General features: G+C 71.6%; 22 protein-coding genes. 10 read left to right on the top strand and 12 right to left on the bottom strand.

Going from position 1 to position 25504, the window contains the following annotated elements; genetic code table 11:
• The first annotated feature begins 7 nt into the window (after positions 1-7).
• The 3 genes from AC3IYI_RS34270 (at position 8) to AC3IYI_RS34280 (ending at position 4757) form a co-directional block, all read left to right on the top strand.
• Positions 8-853: a carbohydrate ABC transporter permease gene (locus AC3IYI_RS34270; protein WP_489407323.1), complete on the top strand. Its 846-nt coding sequence runs from the start codon at positions 8-10 to the stop codon at positions 851-853.
• A gap of 97 nt (positions 854-950) precedes the next feature.
• Positions 951-2903: a glycoside hydrolase family 5 protein gene (locus AC3IYI_RS34275; RefSeq protein WP_489407324.1), complete on the top strand. Its 1953-nt coding sequence runs from the start codon at positions 951-953 to the stop codon at positions 2901-2903.
• Between the two features lie 87 nt (positions 2904-2990).
• On the top strand, positions 2991-4757 hold the full coding sequence (locus tag AC3IYI_RS34280; RefSeq protein ID WP_489407325.1) for a glycoside hydrolase family 35 protein: 1767 nt from the start codon (positions 2991-2993) through the stop codon (positions 4755-4757).
• A gap of 80 nt (positions 4758-4837) precedes the next feature.
• Here the strand turns inward: AC3IYI_RS34280 and AC3IYI_RS34285 are convergent, their stop codons facing one another.
• The 3 genes from AC3IYI_RS34285 to AC3IYI_RS34295 all read right to left on the bottom strand — a co-directional run bounded on the left by AC3IYI_RS34285 (position 4838) and on the right by AC3IYI_RS34295 (position 8613).
• On the bottom strand, positions 4838-6022 hold the full coding sequence (locus AC3IYI_RS34285) for a cytochrome P450 (RefSeq protein ID WP_489407326.1): 1185 nt from the start codon (positions 6020-6022) through the stop codon (positions 4838-4840).
• Positions 6012-6719, bottom strand: coding sequence for a cyclodityrosine synthase (locus AC3IYI_RS34290; protein ID WP_489407327.1), 708 nt, complete (start codon positions 6717-6719; stop codon positions 6012-6014). The genes AC3IYI_RS34285 and AC3IYI_RS34290 overlap by 11 nt, the downstream gene beginning before the upstream one ends.
• 262 nt (positions 6720-6981) lie before the next feature.
• Positions 6982-8613 carry a carboxylesterase/lipase family protein gene (locus AC3IYI_RS34295; protein ID WP_489407328.1) on the bottom strand — a complete coding sequence of 544 codons (1632 nt, stop codon included), beginning with the start codon at positions 8611-8613 and terminating at the stop codon, positions 6982-6984.
• A 296-nt stretch (positions 8614-8909) separates the two neighbouring features.
• Between AC3IYI_RS34295 and AC3IYI_RS34300 the strand changes: the two genes are divergently transcribed.
• Genes AC3IYI_RS34300 through AC3IYI_RS34320 form a run of 5 tightly spaced genes read left to right on the top strand, consistent with a single transcriptional unit; the run spans position 8910 to position 13398 of the window.
• Complete coding sequence (locus AC3IYI_RS34300) at positions 8910-10082, top strand: ABC transporter substrate-binding protein (protein ID WP_489407329.1); 1173 nt, start codon at positions 8910-8912, stop codon at positions 10080-10082.
• 1 nt (position 10083) lies between these two features.
• Positions 10084-10962 (top strand): branched-chain amino acid ABC transporter permease, encoded by an 879-nt coding sequence (locus AC3IYI_RS34305; RefSeq protein ID WP_489407330.1) that lies wholly within the window; start codon positions 10084-10086, stop codon positions 10960-10962.
• Positions 10959-11939, top strand: coding sequence for a branched-chain amino acid ABC transporter permease (locus tag AC3IYI_RS34310; RefSeq protein WP_489407331.1), 981 nt, complete (start codon positions 10959-10961; stop codon positions 11937-11939). Before AC3IYI_RS34305 ends, AC3IYI_RS34310 begins: the two co-directional genes overlap by 4 nt.
• Entirely contained in the window at positions 11936-12694 is a 759-nt protein-coding gene (locus AC3IYI_RS34315; RefSeq protein WP_489407332.1) for an ABC transporter ATP-binding protein, read from the top strand. The genes AC3IYI_RS34310 and AC3IYI_RS34315 overlap by 4 nt, the downstream gene beginning before the upstream one ends.
• A complete protein-coding gene (locus AC3IYI_RS34320; RefSeq protein WP_489407333.1) occupies positions 12691-13398 on the top strand; it encodes an ABC transporter ATP-binding protein in 708 nt (235 codons plus the stop codon). The genes AC3IYI_RS34315 and AC3IYI_RS34320 overlap by 4 nt, the downstream gene beginning before the upstream one ends.
• Before the next feature lie 32 nt (positions 13399-13430).
• Here the strand turns inward: AC3IYI_RS34320 and AC3IYI_RS34325 are convergent, their stop codons facing one another.
• From AC3IYI_RS34325 to AC3IYI_RS34345, 5 genes are read right to left on the bottom strand one after another with little or no spacing between them, the layout of a single operon-like run.
• On the bottom strand, positions 13431-14282 hold the full coding sequence (locus tag AC3IYI_RS34325; RefSeq protein WP_489407334.1) for an ABC transporter ATP-binding protein: 852 nt from the start codon (positions 14280-14282) through the stop codon (positions 13431-13433).
• The gene (locus tag AC3IYI_RS34330) at positions 14249-15244 is read right to left on the bottom strand and encodes an ABC transporter ATP-binding protein (protein ID WP_489411777.1); all 996 of its coding nucleotides are present in this window, start codon (positions 15242-15244) and stop codon (positions 14249-14251) included. The genes AC3IYI_RS34325 and AC3IYI_RS34330 overlap by 34 nt, the downstream gene beginning before the upstream one ends.
• 5 nt (positions 15245-15249) lie before the next feature.
• The gene (locus tag AC3IYI_RS34335) at positions 15250-16149 is read right to left on the bottom strand and encodes an ABC transporter permease (RefSeq protein WP_489407335.1); all 900 of its coding nucleotides are present in this window, start codon (positions 16147-16149) and stop codon (positions 15250-15252) included.
• Positions 16146-17099, bottom strand: a complete 954-nt coding sequence (locus tag AC3IYI_RS34340) for an ABC transporter permease (protein WP_489407336.1) — start codon at positions 17097-17099, stop codon at positions 16146-16148. Before AC3IYI_RS34340 ends, AC3IYI_RS34335 begins: the two co-directional genes overlap by 4 nt.
• Positions 17096-18727 (bottom strand): ABC transporter substrate-binding protein, encoded by a 1632-nt coding sequence (locus AC3IYI_RS34345; RefSeq protein WP_489407337.1) that lies wholly within the window; start codon positions 18725-18727, stop codon positions 17096-17098. The genes AC3IYI_RS34340 and AC3IYI_RS34345 overlap by 4 nt, the downstream gene beginning before the upstream one ends.
• Positions 18728-18858: 131 nt before the next feature.
• Here AC3IYI_RS34345 and AC3IYI_RS34350 point away from each other — a divergent pair, with 131 nt between their 5' ends.
• Positions 18859-20061: a LacI family DNA-binding transcriptional regulator gene (locus AC3IYI_RS34350; RefSeq protein ID WP_489407338.1), complete on the top strand. Its 1203-nt coding sequence runs from the start codon at positions 18859-18861 to the stop codon at positions 20059-20061.
• Here the strand turns inward: AC3IYI_RS34350 and AC3IYI_RS34355 are convergent.
• A complete protein-coding gene (locus tag AC3IYI_RS34355) occupies positions 20028-21665 on the bottom strand; it encodes an amidohydrolase (protein ID WP_489407339.1) in 1638 nt (545 codons plus the stop codon). The genes AC3IYI_RS34350 and AC3IYI_RS34355 overlap by 34 nt on opposite strands.
• Before the next feature lie 90 nt (positions 21666-21755).
• Between AC3IYI_RS34355 and AC3IYI_RS34360 the strand changes: the two genes are divergently transcribed.
• The gene (locus AC3IYI_RS34360) at positions 21756-22487 is read left to right on the top strand and encodes a TetR/AcrR family transcriptional regulator (RefSeq protein ID WP_489407340.1); all 732 of its coding nucleotides are present in this window, start codon (positions 21756-21758) and stop codon (positions 22485-22487) included.
• A 73-nt stretch (positions 22488-22560) separates the two neighbouring features.
• Here AC3IYI_RS34360 and AC3IYI_RS34365 read toward each other — a convergent pair whose 3' ends face one another.
• The 3 genes from AC3IYI_RS34365 to AC3IYI_RS34375 all read right to left on the bottom strand — a co-directional run bounded on the left by AC3IYI_RS34365 (position 22561) and on the right by AC3IYI_RS34375 (position 25498).
• Positions 22561-23016, bottom strand: coding sequence for a MaoC family dehydratase (locus AC3IYI_RS34365; protein ID WP_489407341.1), 456 nt, complete (start codon positions 23014-23016; stop codon positions 22561-22563).
• 76 nt (positions 23017-23092) lie between these two features.
• Positions 23093-24619, bottom strand: a complete 1527-nt coding sequence (locus AC3IYI_RS34370; protein ID WP_489407342.1) for an acyl-CoA synthetase — start codon at positions 24617-24619, stop codon at positions 23093-23095.
• A 9-nt stretch (positions 24620-24628) separates the two neighbouring features.
• Positions 24629-25498: an amidohydrolase family protein gene (locus AC3IYI_RS34375; protein ID WP_489411778.1), complete on the bottom strand. Its 870-nt coding sequence runs from the start codon at positions 25496-25498 to the stop codon at positions 24629-24631.
• Positions 25499-25504: the final 6 nt, after the last annotated feature.

Genomic DNA, 25504 nt, shown 5'->3' on the forward strand with positions numbered 1-25504 from the left:
GCCGCACGTGACGACCGCGGCGAGACTGTCCGCAGCGCTGCGCCTCTGCGCGCGCGGACTGCTGGTGGGCCTGCTGACGACGGCCTTCCTGACGCCCTTCTACCTGATGCTGCGGGGCTCCCTGATGGACGCCCAGGGCATCACGTCGCCGCACTGGACCTGGTGGCCGTCGACGATGCACTTCGAGAACTTCACCGCGCTCTTCGACGACCCGACCCTGTCGATGGGCCGGGCACTGGGGAACTCCACCGTGATCGCCCTCATCACGGCCCCCGTCTCCACGCTCCTGGCCTCCCGCGCCGGCTACGCCTTCGCCCGGATCCCGGTGCCGGGGCGCGGCGTCCTCCTGGCCCTGGTGGTCGCCACGCTGATGATTCCCGGCTCGGTGACCTTCGTACCGACCTTCGTCGTGGTCGGCTCCCTGGGCGGAGTGAACACGCTGTGGGGCATCATCGCGCCCGGCCTGTTCAACCCCTTCGCCGTCCTGCTGTTCCGCAACTTCTACCTCCAGTTCCCGGCCGAGATCGAAGAAGCCGGACGGCTGGACGGGCTCGGCTGGTTCGGCCTCTACCGCCGGATCGCCCTGCCCAACTCGGGCGCGATGCTCGCCTCGCTCGGCGCGCTGGCGTTCATCGACAGCTGGAACTCCTTCCTGTGGCCCCTGGTCATCGGACAGGACCCGTCGGCCTGGACGGCCCAGATCGCCCTGTCGACGTTCCTCACCTCGCAGACCATCAACCTGCCCGGCCTGTTCGCCGGAGCCGTCGTGACGATCGTCCCCCTGGTCGTCATGTTCCTGGTCGCCCAGCGCTACATCGTCGCGGGGATCGCCACCAGCGGCCTCAAGGGCTGAACGGCAGAGCACGGACCAGCACATCACAGACCAGCACGTCACTGACCAGCACTGACCAGCACGGCACGGCACATCCTCCCTCTCCGAAGGATCCAACGTGACAGGCACACCACTGCTCCGACGCGCGGTCTCGGCACTCGCCGTGCTGTCCGCGCTGCTCCTCGGCACCACCACGGCGGCCGGCGCGACCTCCGCCGCACCCGGTGCGGCCGGCGCCCCGGCCGCGCCCACCGTCCTGACCGGGCCCGAACTGGCCGCCTCCTGGACCGCACCGCTCAGCACCCGGGGCCGCTGGATCGTCGACGCCGCGGGGAACCGCTTCAAGCTCAAGGCGGGCAACTGGGCGGGCGCCCAGGGGACATGGACCGGCAGCGGGGACATCAACGATCCCGCCAGCCACATGCACGGCATAGCGGCACACAACATGCCCCTCGGCCTGGACCGGACGCCCGTGGCCGCCATCCTGGCCGACTTCCACAGCCTGGGCCTCAACAGCATCCGGCTGCCGTTCTCCAACGCCCTCGTCCACGACACCACACCCGTCCCGGACGCCGCGGTCGCCGCCAACCCGCAGCTGAAGGGCAAGACCCCCCTGCAGGTACTCGACACCGTCATCGCGGCCCTCACCGCCGACGGGTTCGCCGTCATCCTCAACAACCACACCACCACCGCCCGCTTCTGCTGCGGCCTGGACGGAAACGAGCGCTGGAACAGCAGCCAGAGCACCCAGCAGTGGCTGGACGACTGGGTGTTCATGGTGAACCGCTACAAGGCGGACAAGCGGGTGGTGGGCGCCGACCTGCGCAACGAGGTGCGCCGCGACACCTGGGACGACCCCAACTGGGGCTGGTACGACAGCCACGACGCCTACGCCGCCTTCGAGGAGGCCGGGAACCGGATCCTGCGGGCCGCCCCCGACACGCTGGTCGTCATGGAGGGCATCAACTGGTACGGGATCCCGCTCGCCGGACTTCCGCACGGGCGGCCCATGCTGACGCCGGTGGCCAACCTCTCCCACACGCTGATCGAGTCGGGCAAGCTCGTCTACGCCGCCCACTTCTACGCCTACACCGGCCCGGCCAACACCGGTGCCGGCAGCGGCCCCGGCTCCACGAACGATCCGCGCTACGAGGACTTCACCCCGGAGCAGCTCGCCCAAGTGGTGGACGACCAGGCGCTGTTCGTCACCCGGGAGGGGCAGCACTTCACCGCCCCGGTGTGGATCAGCGAGTTCGGTGCCGGGGGCCGCGGCCCGGAGAACGCCAAGGAGCGGGCCTGGCTGCACCGCTTCACCGACATCCTGGTGGCCAACGACACCGACTTCGCGATCTGGCCGCTCGTCGGCTGGACCAATGCCGCGGGCGCCCCGATGGACACCTGGGCGCTGCTGTCGTACGGGACCACCGGTGCCCGCCAGAGCATCCAAGACGGCGGGGACTGGCGCGCCGACGACTGGAACCGGCTGGTCTCCACCCCCGGCCGCACCGGTGCGGTGGCCCCGGTCAGCCACTGGAACATGCTCGACCTCGACCACGCGGACTACGTCGTCTCCGCCACCATGCTCGCCAAGGCCGACTGGTCCCCGGGCAACCGCAAGGGCAACTGCCCCGACTCCCAGCGGCTGACCGGCCTCGCCCGCAGCAGCAGCCGGGGTCTGTGCACCGACGCGGGCGGGCCGCCGAAGGGCGCCGGGTCCTGGACCGCGGTCACGGACGAGCGGTACGTCACCGGGGGCGACTGGGCCGCCGGATACAACAAGCTCCAGTGCCCCGCGCAGACCTTCGCCATCGGCTACAGCGTCCGCAGCAACGCCATGTCCGCGCTGCTGTGTGCCCCCGCCGCCGCCTCCCTGCCCACCACCGGCCGCACGCTCTGGTTCGACCGCGGGGACAACCGCCCCGCCACCGGGGGCTCGAACGCCAGCGACTGGGCGCCCGGCCACTACAAGGGCCAGTGCTCCGACACCGAGTACCTCGCGGGCGTCGCCTACACCTGGAAGTGGAACCACGGCGGTGTCCCCGATGCGCTGCTGTGCCGCCCGCTGAAGTGACCGGCCCGCTGAAGTGACCGGCCCACTGAACTGACCGGTCCCAGAACCGGCCCGCCATCCCCTTCCCCTTCCCGAGGAGCGCACTGCATGCCCCGACTGGAGATCGCCGCAGACGGCTTCCGTCTCGACGACCGGCCGTTTCGCATCGTCTCCGGTGCACTGCACTACTTCCGCGTCCATCCGGAGCAATGGGCCGACCGGCTCCACAAGGCACGCCGACTGGGCCTCAATACGGTCGAGACCTACGTCCCGTGGAACCTCCACGCCCCGAGGCGCGGGGAGTTCCGGCTCGACGGGGGCCTCGACCTGCCCCGGTTCCTCGACCTCGCCGCCGCCGAAGGCCTGTACGTCCTGCTGCGCCCGGGCCCGTACATCTGCGCGGAATGGGAGGGGGGCGGCCTGCCCTCGTGGCTCCTCGCCGAGGAGGGCATCGCACTGCGCAGCAGCGACCCGCGCTTCCTGCGGGCCGTGGACGACTATCTCGGCGCGCTCCTGCCGCCCCTGCTGTCCCGGCTGGGCAGCCGGGGCGGCCCGGTGCTCGCGGTCCAGCTCGAGAACGAGTACGGGGCCTACGGACAGGACCCCGGCTACCTGGCCGAACTGGCCGGGCTGCTGCGCCGGCACGGAGTGGACGTCCCCCTGTTCACCTGCGACCAGCCCGCGGACCTGGCGCGCGGCAGCACGGAAGGAGTGCTGAGCACCGTCAACTTCGGCAGCAAGGTCGAGGCCGGGCTCGCGGAGCTGCGCAGGCACCAGCCCGAAGGACCCCTGATGTGCTCGGAGTTCTGGATCGGCTGGTTCGACCGCTGGGGCGGACCCCATGCGGTGCGCGATGCCGAGGACGCCGCGCACGACCTCGACCGGCTGCTGGCCGCCGGCGCTTCCGTGAACATCTACATGTTCCACGGGGGAACGAACTTCGGCTTCACCAACGGCGCGAACGACAAAGGGACGTACCGCCCCACGATCACCTCGTACGACTACGACGCGCTCCTGGACGAGGCCGGCGATCCCACGGCCAAGTACACCGCCTTCCGTGAGGTCATCGCGAAGTACGGCCCCGTCCCCGACGGTCCGCCACCCGCCCCCGGCCCGAAGCTCGACCGCGGGCTGCTGCTCGAACTCACCCATTCCGCATCCCTGTTGGAGCATGCAGACCTGCTCGGCCGGCCCGTGGAGGGCGACCGGCCGCTCACGATGGAGCAACTCGGCGAGGGCTTCGGCTTCGTCCTGTACGAGACCCTGCTGGCGGCCGGCGGCCCGGCCGTGCTGTACGTCGAGGACGTGCGCGATAGAGCGCAGGTCTTCGTGGACGGACAGCCCGTCGGCGTACTCGCGCGCGAGAGCGGCGAGCGCGCCCTCGCCTTCACCGTCCCCCACCCCGGAGCCCGGTTGTCCGTACTCGTGGAGAACCAGGGGCGGGTCAACTACGGGCCGGGCATCCACGACCGCAAGGGACTCCTCGGCCGCGTCCTCGTCAACGGCCGGGCCCCGGAGCGGTGGACCAGCCGGGCCCTGCCCCTGGACGATCCCGCCGGCCTGGCCGGCATGCCCTTCGGTGCCTTCGACCCGGCGGCGCCGCCGGTGGGCCCCGCCTTCCACCGCGGGTGCGCCGACGTGGAAGAGCCGGCCGACGGCTTCCTCGCCCTGCCCGGCTGGACCAAGGGCAGCGTATGGATCAACGGCTTCGCCCTCGGCCGATACTGGTCCCGCGGCGCCCAGGCCACCTTGTACGTCCCCGCCCCGGTGCTCCGGGCGGGCCGCAACGAGATCACCGTCCTCGAACTGCACGCCTCGGCCACCCGCACGGTGGAGCTGCGCGACCGTCCCGACCTGGGCGGCACCGAGGACTGACCCGCCGGCCGCCCCGCCGAGGTGCGGTCCGGGGGCCCCGCCCGGAAGGTCCGGACGGGTCCCCTCGGCCCGCTGCCCGACTACCAGAGGACGGGGAGCCGCTCGGGGAGGCGCTTCATGAACCGGGTGCGCCAGACGAGCTGGTCGACCGGCACGGCGAGCTGGAGGCGGGGCATCTTCTCCAGGAGTACCTCGATGGCGATCTCGGTGTGCCGCTTGCCGAGGGCGGTGGCGGGGCAGTAGTGCTGGCCGCCGCCGAAGGAGAGGTGGGTGGCGGCGTTCTCCCGGTCGATGTCGACGACGTGGGGGTCGCTGAACACCGTCGGGTCGGTGTTGGCGGCCTCGACCAGGACGAGGAGGAGCTCCCCCTTCTTCACCTCGACGTCCCCGAGGGTGACGTCTTCGAGGGCGAGGCGGGGCAGGCCGTCACCGATCGAGAGGTTGACCCGCAGGAGTTCGTCGACCGCACCCGGGATCTTCTCCGGAGACTTCCGCAACTGCTCCCACACGTCCGGGTTCTGGAGGAGGGAGAAGACCGCCATCGTCAGGAAGCCCATGGTGGAGATGACCCCGGCGCCGAACAGGGTGACCCCGACCGTGGCGAGCATCTCGTCGGTGAGGTGGGCGTATTCGGGGTCCGGGCGCAGGGCCGCCAGCTCGGCGACGAGCCCGGTGGTGGCGGGATCGTCGAGGCGCTCGACCATGTAGGCGATGTCCCGGTCCCAGTTGAGCTTGGCACCGGTGACGGGGCAGGCCGAGTTCATGAACGCGATGTCGAGGCTGGACGCCAGGCGTGGGGCGTCGGCCTGCGGGATGCCGAGGATGCGGCAGTGCAGGTTCTCGGCGTACGGGTTGGTGAACTGGCCGCGCAGGTCGACCGGCGCCCCGTGGGCGAGGAGGCCGTCGACGAGGGTGGAGGCGTGGTCGCGCATCCAGTCGGTGAGGCCGTCGGTCTTGGGGTTGATCGCCTTGAGGACGGCCTTGCGCAGGCCGGCACCGGTGATGTTGCCCATGTTGTTGACGACCTCGGGCGGGATCGTCAGCGCGTACTGGCGGGGCACCCCGGGGGCCGAGGTGTCCTTCAGGCTGAATCGGGGATCCTCGAGGACCTGCTTGCACAGCTCGTAGGAGGAGACGAGCCAGGCTTCGTCACCGGCGATCGTGCGGACCCGCTTGACCGGCTGGTCGCGCAGCTCCTCGACCTCGTGGGGGAGCTGGTCGCCGCGCGCGGAGAACGGGAAGTCGAGAAGGGTCTCAGTGGACATCGGGTGCTCCTTCGGCGGGGGTGATGACGGCGTGTCCCTGGTTGCGCGAGGCGCGCAGGCCGGAGCCGCGTGAGTAGAGCAGTTCCGCCATCGGCAGGAGCTGGTGGTAGCAGTTGAGGGAGGACGGCACGCCGAGGATGGCCGGGGTGTCCAGGAAGAGCGGCGCCTCGGCGCAGACGTACTCCAGGCACACCTCGCGCTGCCGGGTGGTGGCGGTCTTGCCGCCCAGCACCTTGGAGGAGAGGAACGCGTCGACCAGGGAATTGCAGGTGCTGCGGAATTCCGGGTCGGTGTCGAGCAGGTTGTACAGGTGGCTGTGGAGCGCGCGGTACGCGGGGATGTCGGTGAGGGCCGACATCGGGCGTGCGCGCAACCGGATGCCGGTGGGGTCGGCTTCCGCCGCGGCGTTGTTGACCTTGGCGCGGACGCCGCGCAGGTTCTTGACCGCCTTGCGCCGGGCTTCGTCCTCGGGGTAGCCGAGGGCCTCGTACATCTCGGCCACGTGCAGGTCGGTGTAGATGAGATCGACCTGCGAGAAGTTGCGCATGCCCCACTCCGCGAGGTCGAGCACGCGTTGGGCGGAGAAGTAGCTGTTTCCGGGCGAGATGCCGATCACGGCGTGATCGCCTTCGGTGTGGATCACCTGGCAGTGCGGGGTGTACGGCCGGACTGTGAAGACTTCGGTCGCTGTCGTCAACAGGTGTCGGGTCCTTCGCGCCGCAAGTCCCGTGGGGCCTTGTGCCCCTGGTGTGGCGGCTACGTGACGGAAAGGTACCGGAACGGTGCGCACCGTCCTATGCCTTCCGGCAAGTAACTCACCTGCTGGACAGCACCGTTGCCCGGGGCTACGAGCGGCGAGCGGACCTTCCGGCGGCCGAACGGGTGTCCGGCCGCCCCTAGGTCGTCTACGTGCAGGGGGTCACCGGCCGCACGGCGGTGACCCCCGAGGGGGCTGACGGTCAGCGTCCTGCCGGTTGGTGCAGGCGCCGCCAGTAGCCCGCGAGGTCGCCGACGGCGTTGGTGACCGAGTCGAAGGCCATCGTCGTGCGGGCTTCCTGGTCGTAGCGACCCCATGGCGGCATGCGGTGGTGCTGGGGTTCCCCGGTACGGATGAAGGAGATCCAGGAGGCGTGCATCGTCGAGGCGAGGCCGTCACGGACCCTGGGGTTCAGCCCCGCCAGGAAGGGCGCCTGCGACCACTTGTCGAAATTGTTGAACACGAAGGGCAGTTCCAGGCAGTGCGCGGCGGCGAGTTGGCCGCCGTGCGCGGGCGTCGGAAGGTTGAACTGGTACGCCCAGACCGGACGTCCGCGGGCCGCTCGCCGTTCGGCCAGCGCCACGGCGGGCATGCGGAACAGCTCGTCGGTGATCAGGTCCATCAGGACGTCCACGGGGCGGGCGCCCGGCCGGGCCTCCTCGTACGCGCTGTACGCCTGTTCCGCCCGGCTTCCGAAGGTGTCCCGCGCCCTGGCCACCACCTGCTCCCTGGTCGCGGCGGCGTACGGGGCGCTCAGTGCGAAGGCGAAGTTGGCCTCCTCCCTGGTCCAGCCGATCATCACGTCGATGTCCGCCCCGGCTCCGCTGAGCAGCAGGTCGGCGGGGTCGCGGTCCAGCGTGACCCCGTCGAGCACCGGCAGGAACGGGGTCGACCAGTAGCCCCAGCGGCCGGTGCGCCCGAACATCTCGAGGGTGGCGGCGATCAGGCGCGGCCAGGGCACGGCCCGCAGTTCCGTCACGTTCGCGGCCCCCAGGATGTCCAGGAAGGCGGCGGTGCGTTCAAGGGATTCGCTGCGCGTGGGGATCTTCAGCCCGAGCGGCGGGCTCTGGAGGATGGCGCGCCGGAAGAGCGGGCGGCCCTTGGGCCGGACACCGGCCAGCGCCGCGACCGACAGGGCGCCGCCGGACTGGCCGGCGAGGGTGATGTCGTCGGGGTCGCCGCCGAACGCGGCGATGTTGTCCCGTACCCAGCGCAGGGCGGCGAGCTGGTCGGTGAGCCAGAAGTTCCCCCAGGCTCCGTCCTCGCCGAAGTAGAGGTAACCCAGGGGTCCGAGGCGGTAGTTGACGGTCACGACGACGATGTCGCCGTCGCGCGAGAAGGTCTCGCCGGAGTAGCCCGGCATCGATCCGGATCCGGAGATGAAGCCGCCGCCGTGGATCCACACCATGACCGGCCGCTTGGCGGCGTCGGTTCCGGGCGTCCAGACGTTGAGCGTGAGGCAGTCCTCGTCGAAGGGGGGCGAGCCGTGGGTGCCGAGCACCTGGTCGCCTCCCTCCCGGTAGGGCTGCGGGGCGCTCGGGCCGAAGGCCGTCGCGTCGCGGGTGCCCTGCCAGCCGGGGTGGGGCTGGGCGGGCCGCCATCGGAGGGCGCCGACCGGCGGCGCCGCGTAGGGCACGCCCTTGAACACGGCGAGACTACCTTCGGTGGCCCCGCGCAGTCGGCCCGAGGGCAGTGTCACGACGGGCGAGGACTCGGCCGCCGTGCGCGGGGAAGCCTGTGCGGCGCGTCCGCCCGCCACCCCGGAGAGCAGTGTGGCGCCTGCCAACACCCCGCTGTTCTTAAGGACTTTGCGCCGTGATGGATCGTCGGTCATGGTGCTTCACTCCCTGACTGATCTTGGGCCCGTCGCCGAAATATCTATAGCGAGAAGTTGACGAGGGTCAGTATTGCGCCATGTGCAGGGCGCGGGTCAAGGGGTCCGGGGCGGGCGCGGGCGCTTATCTTGCGTGGTCTTGACGGGCGTCATAAAAGCACGATAGACACGTGTCACTTCGACCGGAGGTCAGGCCTGGACCTGAGTGCCGGATCTTCTGCGCCTGGGACTCCCCACGGCGGCCTCATCAGCAACATCCCGCCCTTCAGGGCCGGTTGACTACGTATGGAGTTCCCATGACAGGTCGGTTTCGTCCCGTTGGTCTGGTCGCCGCATCGACGGCGCTCTTGCTGACCACGGCATGTGGTGGTGCGAGCCTCGGGACCGGCGAGGAAAAGCAGAGCGGGCCCGTGAAGATCGGGCTCCTCGTCCCGCGGTCGGGGACCTACAAGGCGCTGGGCGACGACATGAAGCAGGGCTTCGAGCTCTACGTCGCACAGCACGGCGGCAAGCTCGGAGGCCGTGACGTGGAGATCGTCGTCGCGGACGAGGGGGAGAGCGCCGACTCGGGCAAGGCGGCAGCGGAGAAGCTGGTCAAGCAGGACCGGGTGCTCGCCGTGAGCGGGGTGGTCAGCTCGGCCACCATCAACGGGGTCAAGGACCTGTTCGAGACCGGAAAGGTCCCCCTCGTCGGCTCGAACGCCTCACCCACGACACTGACCGGGACCACGTACATCTGGCGCACCTCGTACGTCAACGACGAGCCGGGCAAGGCGCTCGGCAAGCACGTGGCCGAGCGGGCCGGCGGACCCGTCTTCCTGATCGCCGCGGGATACCAGGCGGGCAAGGACGAGGTGGAGGGCTTCAAGTCCACCTTCCTCCCGGCGGGCGGCACGATGGTGGGGGAGGAGGTCTACACGCCGTTCCCGGAGACCAAGAACTTCCAGCCGTACCTCGCGCAGATCGAGAAGTCCGGTGCGAAGGCCGTCTTCTGCTTCTACGCCGGCGGTGCGGCCGTCGACTTCGTCAAGCAGTACCGGGACTTCGGACTGGCCGGCAAGATCCCGCTCTACGCACCCGGCTTCCTCACCGAAGGCGGCGTGCTCAAGGGGCAGGGAGACGCGGCCAACGGCATCCTCACGGCGCTCAACTACAGCGCGGACCTGGACAATGCCGCCAACAAGCAGTTCGCGCCGGCCTACACGGCCGCCTACGGTGCGGCCCCGACCACGTACGCGATGGCGTCATGGGACGCGGCGCAGGTCCTCGACAAGGCGATCAAGGCGGCCGGTTCCACGGTGACCTCCGAAACGGTCAACGCCGCCATCGCCCACGTGGGGGACATCGACAGCCCGCGCGGCACCTGGCGGTTCAACAGCGGCGGGACGCCCGTCCAGCCCTGGTACCTGCGTGAGGTCAAGCAGGGCGTCAACACCGTCGGTGCCGAGCTCGGCAGACTGGGCGGCTGACATGTCCGGATGGTTGGACGGCAACTTCGTCAGCGTCATCGACGGAGTCGCCTTCGGTCTGCTGCTGTTCACGATCGCGGTCGGACTCTCCCTGGTCTTCGGCATGATGGACGTGCTCAACCTCGCGCACGGCACGCTCTACCTGGCCGGGGCCTACGTCGCCTACGCCCTGTCCGACGGGACCCTGACGGGTCTCCTCCTCGCCCTGCTGGCGGGCGCCCTGGTGGGCACCGCGGGCGGGGCCGCGCTGACCTTCCTCACCCAGCCCCTGGCCCGCCGCGGGCACCTGGACCAAGCCGTGCTGACGCTCGGCATCACCTTCATCGTCGCGGACCTCCTCGCCGCGTCCTTCGGCGGAGACGTCCTGCCCACGGACCCGCCCACGGCCCTGCGCGGGACGGTCGGCCTCCTCGGCCACGCCTACCCCGTCTACCGGCTGGTGTTCATCGCCGTCGCGGCCGGCCTGGCGCTCCTCGTGTACCTCGTCTTCGAGCGCAGCTCGCTCGGAGCCCTCGTGCGGGCCACCGTCGCCGACCGGGACATGGTCCGCGCGCTCGGCGTCGACATCCGCAAGGTGCTCTACGGAGTCTTCGCGTCGGGCGCCGCCCTGGCGGCAGTCGGTGGAGTCCTCGGGGCGCCGATCCTGGGCCCCGGGCCGGGCGTCGACGAGACCGTGCTCGTCCTCTCCCTCGTCGTCGTGGTCGTGGGCGGCCTCGGATCGGTGCGCGGCGCACTCGCCGGAGCGCTCCTGATCGGCCAGGTGCAGACCCTCGGGGTGGCGCTGCTCCCCACATACGCACCCTTCCTGCTCTTCGGCACCATGCTGCTCGTCCTCGTGGTCCGCCCGGGCGGTCTCCTCCCGTCGGCGGTGCGCGCATGAGCCCGTTCGGGGCCGCCGGCTCCGCGACACGGCGGCGGCTGTCGGCAACCGCCGTGGCCGGAGCCCTCGCCCTGGCCCCCTTCGTGCTCGGCCCGTACGCGATCGGCACCCTGTCGCGGATCCTGGTGTTCGCCCTCCTCGTGCTGAGCGTGAACCTGCTCACCGGCCTGACCGGGCTGCCGACCCTCGGCCAGTCCGCCTACTTCGGCGTCGGCGCCTATACGGCGGCGATCACGGCGACCCGGATCACCGACATCGGCCCCCTCCAACTCCTCATCGCCGCGGGCGTCTCCGCGCTGGTGGCGGCAGCGACCGGATGGCTTGCCGTACGAGCCCGGGGCGTGGTGTTCCTGATGCTCACGCTGGCCATCGGCGAGATCGTCTACAGCGCCGCCGTCAACTGGAAGCCGCTGACGAACGGCACCGACGGGATGTCGGGCATCCCGCCCGTCGTACCGCTGCCCGGCATGCCCGCCCTGGAGCTCGACGGGCTGGTCTACTTCTACGTCCTGGCCGTGTTCCTGCTGCTCTTCGCGGCGCTCTCCCGCCTGGGCTCGACCTCGTTCGCCCTCGCCCTGCGCGGCATCCGCGACAACGAGCCCCGCATGCGGGCGATCGGCTACCCCACCCAGCGCTACGCCCTGACCGTCTACTGCGGCGCCGGGGCACTGGCCGGCGCCGCCGGGGCCCTGTGGGTCTCGGTCCAGCGGTTCGTCTCGCCCGGCGACGCCGGCTTCGAGATCGCCGCACTGGCCCTGCTGGCCGTCGTCATCGGAGGCTCCGGCTCGATGCGGGGGGCCTGCGCCGGCGCCGCGCTCGTCTGGCTCACCCGCGACTACCTCGGAAACCTCGAAGCCGTCGCCGGACGCGGGCCACTGCTGCTCGGACTGCTCTTCGTCATCGCCGTCTACACGCTGCCCCGAGGACTGGCCGGCGTACGGATCCCGCACAGGCTCACCCGGAAGAGGACGGCGTGACAGATCACGGTCTACTGGAACTGCGCCGGGTATCCCGGCACTTCGGATCCTTCCGCGCCCTGGACGAGGTCGACCTGAGTGTGCGGCCGGGCGCCCGGCACGCGATCATCGGCCCGAACGGTGCGGGCAAGTCCACCCTGTTCGGCCTGATCTCGGGCACCTTGCCGGCCACCGCCGGAACCATCCTCGTCGACGGACGGGACGTGACCCGGCTGCCCGTACACCGCCGGGTCGGGCTGGGCGTCGCGGCGACGTTCCAGCACTCCAGCCTCTTCCTGCGCGAGAGCGTGCTGGAGAACGTGCTGCTCGCCGTGGTACGCCGGACCGGTTCCCGGGGCGCTTCCCGAGCCGCATCCCGAGCCGCGGCGATCGCGCAGGCGCACGAACTGCTCGACCGGGTGGGCCTGCCCACCCGGCACGGCCTCCCGGCCGCCGAGCTCTCGCACGGCGAGCGGCGCCAGCTGGAGGTCGCCGTGGCGCTGGGGACCGAACCCCGCCTGCTGCTCCTGGACGAACCGGCCGCCGGCATGTCGCCGGCGGAGACGGCGCGGCTCACCGAACTGATCGCCGCCCTGCCCGGGGAGGTGACCGTCCTGCTCATCGAGCACGACCTCGACATGGTCTTCGAACTCGCCGACACGGTGACGGTCATGCACCTCGGCAGACACCTGAAGACCGGCTCCCCGGACGAGGTGCGCGCCTGCCCCGAAGTCCAGAGCGCCTACCTGGGCAGCACCATGGAGGTCACCTCGTGAACCCGCTCCTGCGCATCCGCGGGCTGCGCTCCGGCTACGCCGGGGGCGTCGTCCTCGACGGTGTGGACCTGGACCTCGACGCGGGCGGGACCGTCGCCCTCCTCGGGCGGAACGGAGTCGGGAAGACCACCCTCATCTCCACCGTCATGGGGCTCGTCCGCCCCTACGAGGGCAGCGTCGGCCTCGACGGCCGGGAGCTCGCCGGAGCCCGTGTCGACGTGATCGCCCGGGCAGGGGTCGGCGTCGTTCCCCAGGGGCGCAGGGTCTTCGCCCCGCTGACCGTGGACGAACACCTGACGATCGCCTCGCGCCGCCCGGCGCGCGGACCCTGGACCAGGGCCCGCGTCCTCGACCTGCTGCCGCGGCTGGGAGAACGGCTCGGGCACCGCGGTGACCAGCTCTCCGGAGGAGAACAGCAGATGCTCGCGATCGCCCGGGCCCTGCTCGGCAATCCGCGCCTGCTGCTCCTCGACGAGCCGTCCGACGGCCTCGCGCCGGCGATCGTCGCCCAAGTGGGCGAGGTGATCCGCGAGGTGAGCGCGCAGGGCATGTCGGTCGTCCTCGTCGAGCAGAACCTCGGCCTCGCCCTCTCCGTCGCCCGGAACGTGGCAGTCATGCAGAAGGGAGTCATCGTCCACCAGGCGACCGGCGCAGAATTCGCGTCCCGTCCCGAAGACCTGCGGCGCCTGCTGGGGGTCGACTGACCGGCCGGCCGCCTGGGCCGCACGGGTGCCGGTCAGTCGAGTGCCCGGCGCCCCGACATGGCGGCGCCCGGATCCCAGCCGCGTCGGGGTACGGAATCGAGCAGCAGACGCGTGTAGGCGTGCTGCGGTGTGTCCAGTACGCGGTCGGTCGGGCCCGATTCCACGATTCTCCCCGACTTGAGCACCAGCACCTCGTCCGCGATGTGCCGGACCACCGCCAGATCGTGGGTGACGAAGAGGTAGCCGATGCCCGCCTCGCGGCGGATCGTGGAGAGCAGTTCGAGGATCTGTGCCTGGATGGACACGTCGAGCGCCGCGACCGCCTCGTCGAGGACCAGGACCCTGGGTTCCACCGCGAGGGCGCGCGCGATGGCCACGCGCTGGCGCTGCCCGCCGGAGAGACGCCGCGGCAGCGCCGAGGCCTCGCGTTCGCCGAGGCCGACCTGGTCCAGGAGTTCGGCGACCCGGGCCCGGCGGGCGGCGACGTCCAGCCGGGTGTGGAGCCGCAGCACCTCGTCCACGCATCCGGCGGCCGTCACCCGCGGGTCCAGCGAGAGGTAGGGGTCTTGGAAGACCATTTGGATCTCGCGGGCCCGGGCCAGCCGTTCGTCCCGGCTGCGGACCCGCGCCGAACGGTCCCGGCCGCCCAGGCGTACGGTGCCGGCGTCCGGGCGCTCCAGCCCGACGAGCATGCGGACCGTCGTGGTCTTGCCGCTGCCGGACTCCCCGACGAGGGCGAGGGAGGATCCCGGTGCCAGGGTGAACGACACGTCGTCGACGGCGGCGTGGTTCCCGTACCGCTTGCACAGCCCCTCGACGACGAGTTCCTGCGGCGCGGTGGTCGCGACGGTCACAGCGTGATCCCTTCGTCGGCGCGGTGGCATGCGGCGAGGCCGTCGCCGTACCGTGCAAGTACGGGTGTCTCCTCGGAGCAGCGCGGCAGCGCGTGGGCGCAGCGCGCGGCGTAGGCGCAGCCCGGGGGTGCTTCGGCGAGGGAGACGGGGCGGCCGGGGATCGGCCGGGGGGCCGTTGAACCCCGTTCGATGCGCGGGGTGGAGGCGAGCAGGCCCGCCGTGTACGGATGGCGCGGCCGTTCGAACAGCTCGTCGGTGCCCCGCGTCTCGACGATCCGGCCCGCGTACATCACGTACACGCGGTCGCAGATGGCGGAGGCCAGTTCGAGGTCGTGGGTGACGAAGAGCAGGCCCGTGCCGCGCTCGGCCCGCAGCCGGGTGAGGATCGCGATGATCTCCGCCTGGGTCGTGACGTCCAGGGCCGTGGTCGGCTCGTCGGCCACGAGCAGGGCGGGTTCGGACGCGAGCGCCGCGGCGATGACCACCCGCTGCAGCATGCCGCCGGAGAACTCGTGCGGACGGCGGCGCAGTGCACCCCGGGGGTCGCGGATGCCGACCGCGTCGAGGAGTTCCTCGGCCCGGGCGGTGGCCTGGGCGGCGGGGGTTCCCGCGGCGCGCAGGCCCTCGGTGAGGAAGTCGCCGACCCGGCGCAGGGGGTTGACGGAGGCCCGCGGGTCCTGGAAGACCATCGCGACCTGCCTGGCCCGCAGTTCGGTCCGCTCGGCGCGGTTCATGGTGAGTACGTCCCGGCCCGCGACCCGGACCTGTCCGCTGGTCCGGGCGCCGGCGGGCAGCAGCCCGAGCGCGCTGCGGCAGGCCACCGACTTGCCGGAGCCGGACTCGCCGACCAGGCCGACCGTTTCTCCGGGCAGCACCCGTAGGCTGACCCCGTCCAGGATCGGCCGGGCCGCCTTGTCGTCCGGCAGGCGGATGCCGAGCCCGTCGATCTCCAGGACGGGCGGGCCGGCGGCCGGTGTCCTCTCCTCGGTCATGGCGTTCACCGTTCTCGCCTCGCGATCCGGTCGGCGAGCCCCTCGCCGACGATGCCGAACGCCACCACGGCGAGCACGATGCACGCCGAGGGAGCCAGGGCGGGCAGCATCGCCCCTTGCTGGACGGCCGACTGGCCTTCGTTGATCATGGCTCCCCAGTCGGCGGTCGGCGGCTGCACACCGAAGCCGAGGTAGGAGAGCGCGGCCAGGTCCATCAGCGCGTACCCGAAGTTCATCGCGGACTGGGCGAAGAGGGTCGGGGCGATGTTCGGCAGCAGGTGGCGCAGGCACACGTTCCAGCCGGAGAAACCCTGCACCCGGTACGACTCGATGTACGGGCGGGCCTTCTCCTGGCGCGCGATCCCGCGCACCAGCCGCCCCACGTACGGCGTGTAGGCCACCGACATGGCGATCACCGGCGCGGTCATGCCGGAGCCGACGACGGACACGAGCAGGATCGCGAGCAGCAGGCCGGGGATCGCGAAGGCCATGTCCATCGAGCGGGACAGGACCGAGTCCGCCCAGCCGCCGCGCCAGGCGGCCACGACGCCGAGCAGGGCGCCGAGGAGGGTGGAGACGCCGACGACGAGCAGCGGCCCGAGCAGACCGGTGCGGGCGCCGTGGAGCAGCCGGGACAGGATGTCCCGCCCGGACTGGTCGGTGCCGAGCAGGTGCTCGCCGGTGGTTCCGGCCAGGGGCGAGGAGAGGTCGAGGACCTCGGGGTCGTACGGGGAGAGGACGGGGGCGAGTACGGCGACCAGGATGAGTACGGCGAGCACCGCGACCGAGGCCGTGAACATCGGGCCCTGGCCGAGCCGGCGCAGGGAGCGCAGGCCGGGCCGGCGGCGCAGCGGCGGGGGCGCCGCGCCGGCCGGCGAGGCGGCGGAATGGGTGGTGAGGGTCATGGGGAGCCTTCCCCCCGGAGGGACAGCCGGGGGTCGATGAGGGGGGCGAGCAGGTCGACGGCGAGGTTCACCAGGACGAAGGCCGCCACGCTGAGCAGCGTGATCGCCTGGACGACGGCGAAGTCCTTGGCGGACACCGACTGCACGAGCAGGGAGCCGAGCCCGGGCACGTCGAAGGCGGTCTCGACGATCGAGGTGCTGATGAGCAGCCCGGCGAGCATCGTGCCGCCGACGGTGACGACCGGACCCAGCGCATTGCGCAGGACGTGCTTGCGGACCACGGTCCGCGCTGCCACACCGCGGGCGTGCGCCACCTCGACGTGTTCGCGGCCGAGTTCGTCGAGCATCGCCGAGCGGGTCACCCGGGCGAGCAGACCCGCGAAGGTCAGCGCCAGGGCGAAGGCCGGCAGCGTCAGGTGGTACAGCCGGTCCGAGAAGCCCACGGGGGTGCCGCCCGGTCCCGGGAACCAGCCCAGCGAGACGGAGAAGAGCGACACGAGCGCGATGGCCGTGACGAACGAGGGGGTCGCCGTGGCCACGCCGGTGCCGAGGAGCACCGCGCGGTCGAGCGGACCCGGGCGCAGCGCGGCGAGGATGCCGGCCGCCACGCCGAGTACGGCGACCAGCAGGGCCGCGTACCCGACGAGCACGGCGGTGCCGGGCAGCCGGGAGCCGATGAGCTCGGTGACGTCCTGGTGGTACTGCCCGGAGCGCCCGAAGTCACCCTGCAGGACACCGCCGAGCCACTTCGCGTACTGCACGGGCAGCGGATCGTCCAGGTGGTACTGGGAGCGCAGGGCCGCCACGGCCTCGGGAGTCGCGGGGCGGCCGTGGAGCAGGAACGACACCGGGTCGCCGGGGGCCAGGTGAAGGGAGCCGAAGACCACGAGAGAGGTCACGAACAGCACCGTCACCAGGCCGAGGAGCCGTCCGACGAGGTAGCGGGTCATCGCTTCGGGGCCCCGATCTTCGCGGCCCACGGGTAGTACAGCTGCACGATTCCGGTCGGTGCGCCGGTCACCCGGTTGCCGAGGAAGACCGAGTAGGGAGCCTCGTACAGGGGGATGATCGGCAGTTCGCGCAGCGCGATCCGCTGGAGCTCGGCGGTCCGCTTCGCGCGGGCGGCGGGGTCGGGCTCCGCGTTGGCCCAGTCGAAGACGGCGTCGTACTCGGTGTTCGTCCAGTTGCCGTAGTTCCCGAAGTCGCCGGTGCGCAGGTACTGGTAGAACTCCAGCGGGTCGGGGGTGTTGTCGTATCCGTTGGTGATGACCAGGTCGAGGCCGGCGCGCGCGTTCGGGTCGACGAAGATGCTGCTGTACGCCTCCGGGGGGACGACCTTGAGCTGGACGTCGAGGCCGATCTGGCGCCCCGCGGCCTGGACGGCGTTGGCGACGACGCTGATCTCGGGCGCGAGCGTGCTGGTGGCCAGGATGATCGTGCGGCCGGTCGCTCCCGCCTCCTGGACGAGCTTCTTCGCTGCTTCGACGTCGTACACGGGCTCGGGCAGCGTGTCGTAGAGCGCGGCGGTCTTCTCCGGGGCCAGTGCCCAGGCGCCGCGTGCGGCGGGGGCCTTGGCCGGTATGCCGATGCCGCCGGCGGCGGCCTTGACGATGTTCTTCCGGTCGAGGGCCAGGGACAGGGCCTGGCGGACCTTGAGGTCGCCGAGCGTGCCCTGGAAGTTGAGGACGGCCAGGTTGGCCGCGGCGTTGTTGGGGCCGAACAGCACGCTCCCCTTGCCGCTGGTGCGCAGTTGGGCGAACGAGGCGGAGGGCACCATGTACCCGCCGTCGGCCGTGCCCGAGAGGAAGGCGTTGGACCGGGCGGCGGGGTCCTCGATGAAGGTGAACTTCACCCGGTCGGACTTGGGGGTCAGCGACCGGTCCCAGTAGTCGGCGTTCTTCTTGAGGGTGATGCTCTCGCCCTGGGTCCACCGTTCGAGGGCGAACGGGCCGGTGCAGTTGACCGTGCCCTTGGGGGTGCCGTAGTCCTTGCCGGCCTTGGCCAGGGTCGCCGCGCTCTCGATGGTGCCGGGGGAGGCGGCCATGAGCTCGTGCAGGAGGATGTCCGGCCGGGAGAGCCGGAGCGTCACCTCCAGGGGGCCGGTCTTCTCGATGGCGGTGACGTTCTTGAACGCCGAGCTCCAGGGCGATCCGGTCTCCGGGTCCATGTGGCGGCCTAGGGAGGCGACCACGTCGTCGGCGGTCATCGTCGTCCCGTCGTGGAACTTCACGTCGGGCCGCAGGGTGTAGACGAGCGTCCGTGGATCGGGCTGGGCGTACTTGACCGCGAGACCGGGTTCGATCTTCATGTCGGGCGAGACCCGCAGGAGCTGGTCGCAGACGTTCGCGAGCACGGTGTTCGGCGGGTAGTCGTACGCGAGGGCGTAGTCGAGCGTGTAGGGCTCGGCGTACAGGGACCAGGTGAAGGAGTCCAGGGAGCCCTGCGCGGGCGGCGAGGTGGCGGTGACCTGGTAGCCGCCGGCGTCGGCGGACTGGTTGGTCGAGGCGCCGGAACAGGCGCTGGCGGCCGCGAGTGCGGCGGTACAGGCGAGGAGCGTGATGGTCCTGGGCGTGCGCATGCAGACCCACCCCTTTACGGGTGTAGTGACGGGCGCTGGGGGATGGAGCGAGTATTAATGCGGGAACGTTCCCGCACAAGGGTTTGCGGGAACGGTTTTGCGCAGGTCACGAGGGTGGCAGCATCAACCCCATGACCGATCTTTCAGGGCATGACGGAGCCGCCTCGCAGCCCGCCCGACGCGTCCGGCTCGTCGACGTGGCCCGCGAGGCGGGACTGTCCAAGACGACCGTCTCGGCGGCGCTCAACGGCACCGGACGGCTCTCTCCCGAGGTACGGCAGAAGGCTCGCGATGCCGCACGCGCCATGGGCTACCGGCCCAACGCCACCGCGCGCCAGTTGCGCACGGGGCGGGCCCGGCTGATCGGATACATGGTCGGGGAGCTGGCCGACACCCCCTGGTCCTTCCTGGAATCTCCGTACTTCGCCAGGCTGACCGGAGCCACCGCCGCGACCGCGCTCAAGCGCGGCTACGCCGTGGTGCTGCTGCCCGCCGGCTCCCTGCAGAGCGAGTGGGCCGGCCTGCCGCTCGACGCGGTGGTGGTGGCCGACCCCGTCACCGACGACCCGGTCGTCGACGATCTGCTCGCCGCCCGGATCCCGGTGTTCAGCGACCGCTCCGTCGAGGGGCGGCCGGGGGCGTACTGGGTGGACGTCGAGGCCGGGCCGGCCGTGTGCGCGGCCATGGACCACCTCCTGGAACAAGGGGCCCGGCGGCCCGCACTGGTGCTGCCCGACAGCGCCACCCGGTTCCATGCGGGCGCCCTCGCCGCCTACGGCGACTGGTGCGCCGCGCACGGTGTGGCGGAGCGGATCGTCCTCGCCGGGGACCCGGGCAACGGTCCCGTCGTACGGGCGGTCGAGACCGCCCTGGCGGGTGACGGGGAGGGGCCGGGCCGGGTGCGCCCCGACGCCCTCTTCGTCATGGCCGAGGCGAGCCCGCCCCTCGTCCTGGAGGCGGCGCGACGCCAGGGCTACGAGGTGCCCGGCGATCTGCTCCTGGTCTGTGTCAGCGAGGACGTGACGGCGGAGCACACCGAACCACCGGTGACGACGCTGAGCCTGCGGCCCGAGGCGGTCGCGGAGGCCGGCATCGAACTGCTCGTGGCGGTCCTGGAGGACGGCCGCCGGGAGTCGGCCGGGGTGCTCGTGCCGACCCGGCTGGACGTACGGGCCTCCTCGGTACGGCGCCCTGAGGTGGCGCCGGAGCCACAGGCGGCGCCGGATCTCCCGGCGGCGCCGGATCTCCCGGCGGCGCCGGATCTCCCGGCGGCGCCGGACCCTCGGCCGGCGCCGGACCCTCAGGCGGAGTGGACGAGCCTGCCGCCGACGTAGGTCCGCTCCACCCGGGCCTCGGCGATCTCCTCCGGGGGCGCGGCGAAGATGTCGCGGTCCAGGACGACCAGGTCGGCGAGGTGGCCGGGGCGCAGGCTGCCCGCATCGTCGAGGCCGTTCACGTGGGCGGAGCCGGCCGTGTAGGCGGCCAGCGCGGTCGCGAGGTCGAGGCGCTGTTCGGGCAGGAAGACGCGGCTGCCGGCGCCGGCCTCGGGGTCCTTGCGGTTGACGGCGACGTGGATGCCCTCGAGGGGGTCGGGGCTGCTGACGGGCCAGTCGCTCCCGGCGGCCAGGGTGGCGCCGGCCCGCAGCAGATCCCCGAAGGGGTACTGCCAGGCGGCGCGTTCGGGGCCGAGGAAGGGGATGGTCAGCTCGTCCATCTGCGGTTCGTGCGCGGCCCAGAGCGGCTGGATGTTGGCGATGGCGCCGAGCCGGGCGAAGCGGGGGAGGTCCTCGGGGTGCACGACCTGGAGGTGGGCGAGGTGATGGCGGTTGCCGCGCGGGCCGTTGGCGGCGACGGCGGCTTCGAGGGCGTCGAGGGCCTCGCGGACGGCCCGGTCGCCCAGGGCGTGGAAGTGGATCTGGAATCCGAGGGCGTCGAGTGCGGTGGTGTAGCCGCGCAGCGCCATCGGCTCGACGAAGCTGAGGCCGGTGTTGGCCGTCGCGCAGCCGCAGCCGTCCAGGTACGGGGCGGTCATGGCGGCCGTGAAGTTCTCGGCGATCCCGTCCTGCATGATCTTCACGGAGCCGGCCCGGAAGCGGCCGTGGCTCAGTTTCTCCCGCAGTGCGACCAGTTCCTCGATCTGCTCGGCGCCCCGGTCCCGGTCCCACCAGAGCGCGCCGGTCACCCGGGCGGTGAGCGAGCCGTCCCGGGCGGCGCTCACATAGGCGTCCGAGGGATCCGGCTTGCCGCCGAACACGCCGAGCAGCGCGTCCTGCCAGCCGGTGATCCCGAGCGAGTGCAGCATTTCCTGGGCCCGCAGGAGGCCTGCGAGTCGGTCGGCAGGGGTGCTGGCGGGCACGAGGCGGGAGACCAGCGCGGTGGCGCCCTCCTGGAGCACTCCACTGGGCCGGCCGTCCGGCTCCCGTTCGATCCGGCCGTCGGCCGGGTCGGGGGTGGCGGCGGTGATCCCGGCGAGCTCGAGCGCCCGCGTGTTGGCCCAAGCGCCGTGGTGGTCCCGGTTGACGAGGAACACCGGCCGGTCCGGGAGTACGGAGTCCAGCAGCTGCCGGGTGGGCAGGCCTCCGTCGAAGCTCTCCATCGACCAGCCGCCGCCGGTGATCCACGCGTGGTCCGGGTGGGCGTCCGCGTACGCCCGGATCCGGGTCAGGTACTCCGCGACGCCGACCGTCCCCGTCAGATCGCATTCGGCCAGTTCCGTACCGCCGTAGACGGCGTGGACGTGGGCATCTTGGAACCCCGGGATCAGCAGCTTGCCCGTCAGGTCGACGACCTCGGTGCGGGGGCCGATGAGCGCCCGGACCTCGTCGTGGCCGACGGCCGTGATCCGGTCGCCGACGACGGCGAGCGAGGTCGCCCGGGTGCGGGCCGGATCGACGGTGAAGACGGGGCCGCGGGTGAAGACCAGATCGGCCTTGTCCATACGGAGCTCCAGTACATGAGGCGACGGTTGGTGGGGTCATAGAATCGGGCGGCCGTTTACACGTCAATGGTGTTGACGTAAGGTCCTGGCATGTCAGAACGGGTGGTTCCCGAAGGCAGGCGCCAGCGCCAACGCCCCACTAAGCAGGGAGCCGTGCTCTCGGAGCGGCTGATCATCGAGACCGCCCTGCGCCTGGTGGCCCAGCACGGCGCGGCGGCGCTCTCGGCACGCCGGCTCGGCGCGGCGCTCGGCGCGGATCCCAGCGCCCTCTACCGCTACTTCCGCAACACCGACGCCCTGCTCCTCGCCCTCTCCGACGAGCTGATCGGCCGCGCCCAGGAGGGCTGGACGGCCACCGGTGACTGGCGGACCGACCTGCGCACCATCGGGCTGCGCATCCATGCCTCCTACCAGTCCAACCCTCAGGCCGCGCTCCTCACGGCACACCGCACGACAGGGCGCCCGCACGAGACCCGGGCCGTCGAGACGATCCTCGGCATCCTGCGTTCCGGGGGCTTCCCGGACGCCCTCGCCGTGCGGATCTACCACGCCTTCGTCGATCAGGCCCTGGCCTTCGCCGCCCAGGACGCCGCCGCGCTCGCCCTGCCGGAGCCGGCGCGGGATTCGGACGAGGAGGTCTGGCACGCGGTGTACGGCAGGCTGTCGCCCGAGACCCACCCCAACATCGCGGCGACCTTCCCGCTGCTCGCCGCCGACATGCGCGACAGCGGCTACCCCTTCGCCCTGGAGCTGATGCTCGGAGCGATGGCGGCCATCCTCCCGGCGGCTGAAGGGCGACTGACGGCGGCTGACGGCGACTGACGGCGGCTGACGCGCCCTCGGCATGCGGAAGGGGGCGGCCGCTCCGGGCGGCCGCCCCTCGTCACTTCGTACGTCAGGCGTAGAAGCGGTACACCGCCTGGGCGACGCACGCCGGCTTGTCGGTGCCGTCGATCTCCACGGTCAGGTCCGCGACGACCTCGACGCCGCCCTTGACGTCCTCGACGGACGCGATGCGGCCGTGCGTACGGATCTTCGAGCCGACGCGCACGGGGGCGGGGAAACGCACCTTGTTCAGGCCGTAGTTGACCTTCATCGACACACCCTCGACCTCGAGCAGCTCGCTCCACATCGGGATGAGCAGGGAGAGCGTCAAATAGCCGTGGGCGATCGCGGCGCCGAACGGACCCGCGGCCGCGCGCTCCGGGTCGACGTGGATCCACTGGTGGTCGTCGGTGGCGTCGGCGAAGGTGTCGACCCGCGCCTGGGCGATCTCGACCCAGGCGCTGTGCCCGAGGTCGGCTCCGCTCTGGTTCCTGATCTCGTCGATTCCGTGAACGGTGACGGGCATGGTGGTGCTCCTTGACTGGTGAGCGTGGTGAACGTGGGCAGGGCGGTGAACGTGGTGAGGGGGCGCCGGGACGGGGTCAGGCGCCGGCGCCGGTCCCGTAGCGTGCCCGGAGCGGGTCCTTGAGCAGCTTTCCGGTGGCGTTGCGGGGCAGTTCGGGAGCGAGCACGATGCTTCGCGGGATCTTGTAGCGGGCGAGCCGGCCCTCCAGACGGGCGAGCAGTTCCGCGGCGGTGAGGGCGGAACCCGCGCGCAGCACGACGACGGCCCGCCCGACCTCGCCCCACCGGGGGTCGGGCACGCCGATGACGGCCGCCTCGACCACGTCGGGGTGTTCGAGGAGGGCGTCCTCCACCTCGGCCGGGTAGATGTTCTCCCCGCCCGAGATGATCATGTCCTTCAGGCGGCCGACGAGCCGCACGTAGCCGTCGGCGTCGACCGTGGCCACGTCGCCGGAGCGGAACCGGCCCCCGTCGAGGAAGGCGGCCTCCGTCGCCTCCGGCAGGTTCCAGTAGCCGGGGGTGACGTTCGGCCCCGAGACCACCACCTCGCCCTCCTCGCCGGGCGTGGTGTCCTCGCCCGAGGGCCGCAGGACCCGTACGTCGGTGAAGAAGTGCGGCACGCCCGCCGAACCGGCGTGCGCCAGCGAATCGGCCCGGTCGAGGACCAGGGCTCCCGGCGCGGTCTCCGTCATGCCGTACCCCTGGACGAAGGCCAGGCCACGGTCCAGATAGGCGCGCGCGGTGCGCAGCGGTACCGGGGCTCCGCCGCACAGCAGGGTGCGCAGGCTCGACAGGTCCGCGCCGGCCCAGCCGGGCGAGGCGGCGATCGCGTCGTACATCGTCGGTACCCCGAACATGCAGGTCACCCGGTGCTGTTCGACGAGCCGCAGGCTGCGCTCCGCGTCGAAGGAGGACTCAAGGACCACCGTGCCGCCCTTGAGGAGGGTGGGCAGGCAGCTCATGTTCAGCGCGGCGGTGTGGAACAGCGGCGCGGAGACCAGGGCCACCTCGTCCCCGGCGAGATCGGTGTCGACCAGCACGTTGAGGCTGTTCCAGACGATGTTGCCGTGGGTGAGGACGGCGCCCTTGGAGCGGCCCGTGGTGCCCGAGGTGTACATGATGAGGCACACGTCCTCGTGCCCCACCTCCTCGTCGACCGGCTCCGCGGACGCGGCCGCGAGCAGGTCCTCGTACTGCAGTCCCGGCCCCGAGTCGACGGCGAGGAGCGTGGAGATGTCCGAGCCCGCCGCGAGTTCGGCCACCCGCCCCTCCGGTGTCCTGGCGTGGATCAGGACCCGGCTGTCCGAGTCGTTCAGCTGGTGCAGCAACTCGGGCGCCGCGAGACGGGTGTTGAGGGGCACGAAGACCGCCCCGAGCATCCCGGTCGCGAAGAGGGTCTCCAGGTACGCGGGATGGTTGGGGCCGAGGTACGCGACCCGGTCCCCGCGCCCGACTCCGGCCCCGCGCAGGGCGTGGGCGAGGCGGGTGCAGCGGTCGTGGAGTTCGGCGTAGCCGACCGCGCGGCCCTCGTGCAGGAGGGCGGTGCGCCGGGGAGTCTTCCTGCTGCGGCGGGCGGGCCATGAGCCGATGCCCTGGTTTCGCATGGTTGCCCCTCAGCTTCCGGTGAGACCGAGCAGCGCGGCCGCGTTCTCCTTGAGGATCTTCGGACGCACCTCGTCCTTGATCGGGAGCTCGGCGAAGTCGGCCAGCCAGCGGTCCGGTGAGAGGAGGGGATAGTCGGAGCCGAACAGCACCTTGTCCTTCAACAGGGTGTTGGCGTACTGGACCAGGCGGGGCGGGAAGTACTTGGGGGACCACCCGGAGAGGTCGATGTACACCTGCGGCTTGTGCGTGGCCACCGCGAGCGCCTCGTCCTGCCACGGGAAGGACGGGTGGGCGAGGATGATCCGCATTCCGGGGAAGTCCGCGGCGACGTCGTCCACGTCCATGGGGTTGGAGTACTTCAGCCGGATGCCACCGCCACCGGGAGCGCCCGCACCGATGCCGGTCTGGCCGGTGTGGAAGACCGCGATGGCACCGGCGTCCTCGATCGCCTCGTACAGCGGGTACGCCATCCGGTCGTTGGGGTGGAACGCCTGGAGGTTCGGGTGGAACTTGAAGCCGCGGACCCCGAACTCATCGACGAGACGCCTGATCTGACGGACCGCCGCCTTGCCCTTGTACGGATCGACCCCGGCGAAGGGGATGATCACGTCCGGGTTCGCCAGGGCGGCCTCGGCGATCTCCTCGTTCGGCACCGGCGGCGTGCCGGTGGCCGACTCCGCGTCGACGGTGAAGACCACGCACGCCATCCGGCGCTCGCGGTAGTACGCGGCGATCTCCGGCAGCGTGGGATGGCGGTGCTCGGCTTTGAAGTAGGCGCCGGCAGCCTGGTCGAGCGCGGAGGAGAGCGAGGCGCCACCCTTCGCGGAGACCTCCGCGTGCGTGTGGACGTCAATGGCGACGAGGTCGTCGGGGTTCAGCACGGG

It is taken from the genome of Streptomyces sp. GL_148 (genome assembly GCF_057834205.1).

Coding starts and splice junctions, on each gene's coding strand:
- AC3IYI_RS34295 (WP_489407328.1), bottom strand. CDS start 8,613: ATGACCGACGATCCATCACGGCGCAAAGTCCTTAAGAACAGCGGGGTG.
- AC3IYI_RS34360 (WP_489407340.1), top strand. CDS start 21,756: ATGTCAGAACGGGTGGTTCCCGAAGGCAGGCGCCAGCGCCAACGCCCC.
- AC3IYI_RS34310 (WP_489407331.1), top strand. CDS start 10,959: ATGAGCCCGTTCGGGGCCGCCGGCTCCGCGACACGGCGGCGGCTGTCG.
- AC3IYI_RS34340 (WP_489407336.1), bottom strand. CDS start 17,099: ATGACCCGCTACCTCGTCGGACGGCTCCTCGGCCTGGTGACGGTGCTG.
- AC3IYI_RS34305 (WP_489407330.1), top strand. CDS start 10,084: ATGTCCGGATGGTTGGACGGCAACTTCGTCAGCGTCATCGACGGAGTC.
- AC3IYI_RS34365 (WP_489407341.1), bottom strand. CDS start 23,016: ATGCCCGTCACCGTTCACGGAATCGACGAGATCAGGAACCAGAGCGGA.
- AC3IYI_RS34330 (WP_489411777.1), bottom strand. CDS start 15,244: ATGACCGAGGAGAGGACACCGGCCGCCGGCCCGCCCGTCCTGGAGATC.
- AC3IYI_RS34355 (WP_489407339.1), bottom strand. CDS start 21,665: ATGGACAAGGCCGATCTGGTCTTCACCCGCGGCCCCGTCTTCACCGTC.
- AC3IYI_RS34300 (WP_489407329.1), top strand. CDS start 8,910: ATGACAGGTCGGTTTCGTCCCGTTGGTCTGGTCGCCGCATCGACGGCG.
- AC3IYI_RS34350 (WP_489407338.1), top strand. CDS start 18,859: ATGACCGATCTTTCAGGGCATGACGGAGCCGCCTCGCAGCCCGCCCGA.
- AC3IYI_RS34285 (WP_489407326.1), bottom strand. CDS start 6,022: ATGTCCACTGAGACCCTTCTCGACTTCCCGTTCTCCGCGCGCGGCGAC.
- AC3IYI_RS34280 (WP_489407325.1), top strand. CDS start 2,991: ATGCCCCGACTGGAGATCGCCGCAGACGGCTTCCGTCTCGACGACCGG.
- AC3IYI_RS34370 (WP_489407342.1), bottom strand. CDS start 24,619: ATGCGAAACCAGGGCATCGGCTCATGGCCCGCCCGCCGCAGCAGGAAG.
- AC3IYI_RS34325 (WP_489407334.1), bottom strand. CDS start 14,282: ATGCCACCGCGCCGACGAAGGGATCACGCTGTGACCGTCGCGACCACC.
- AC3IYI_RS34345 (WP_489407337.1), bottom strand. CDS start 18,727: ATGCGCACGCCCAGGACCATCACGCTCCTCGCCTGTACCGCCGCACTC.
- AC3IYI_RS34335 (WP_489407335.1), bottom strand. CDS start 16,149: ATGACCCTCACCACCCATTCCGCCGCCTCGCCGGCCGGCGCGGCGCCC.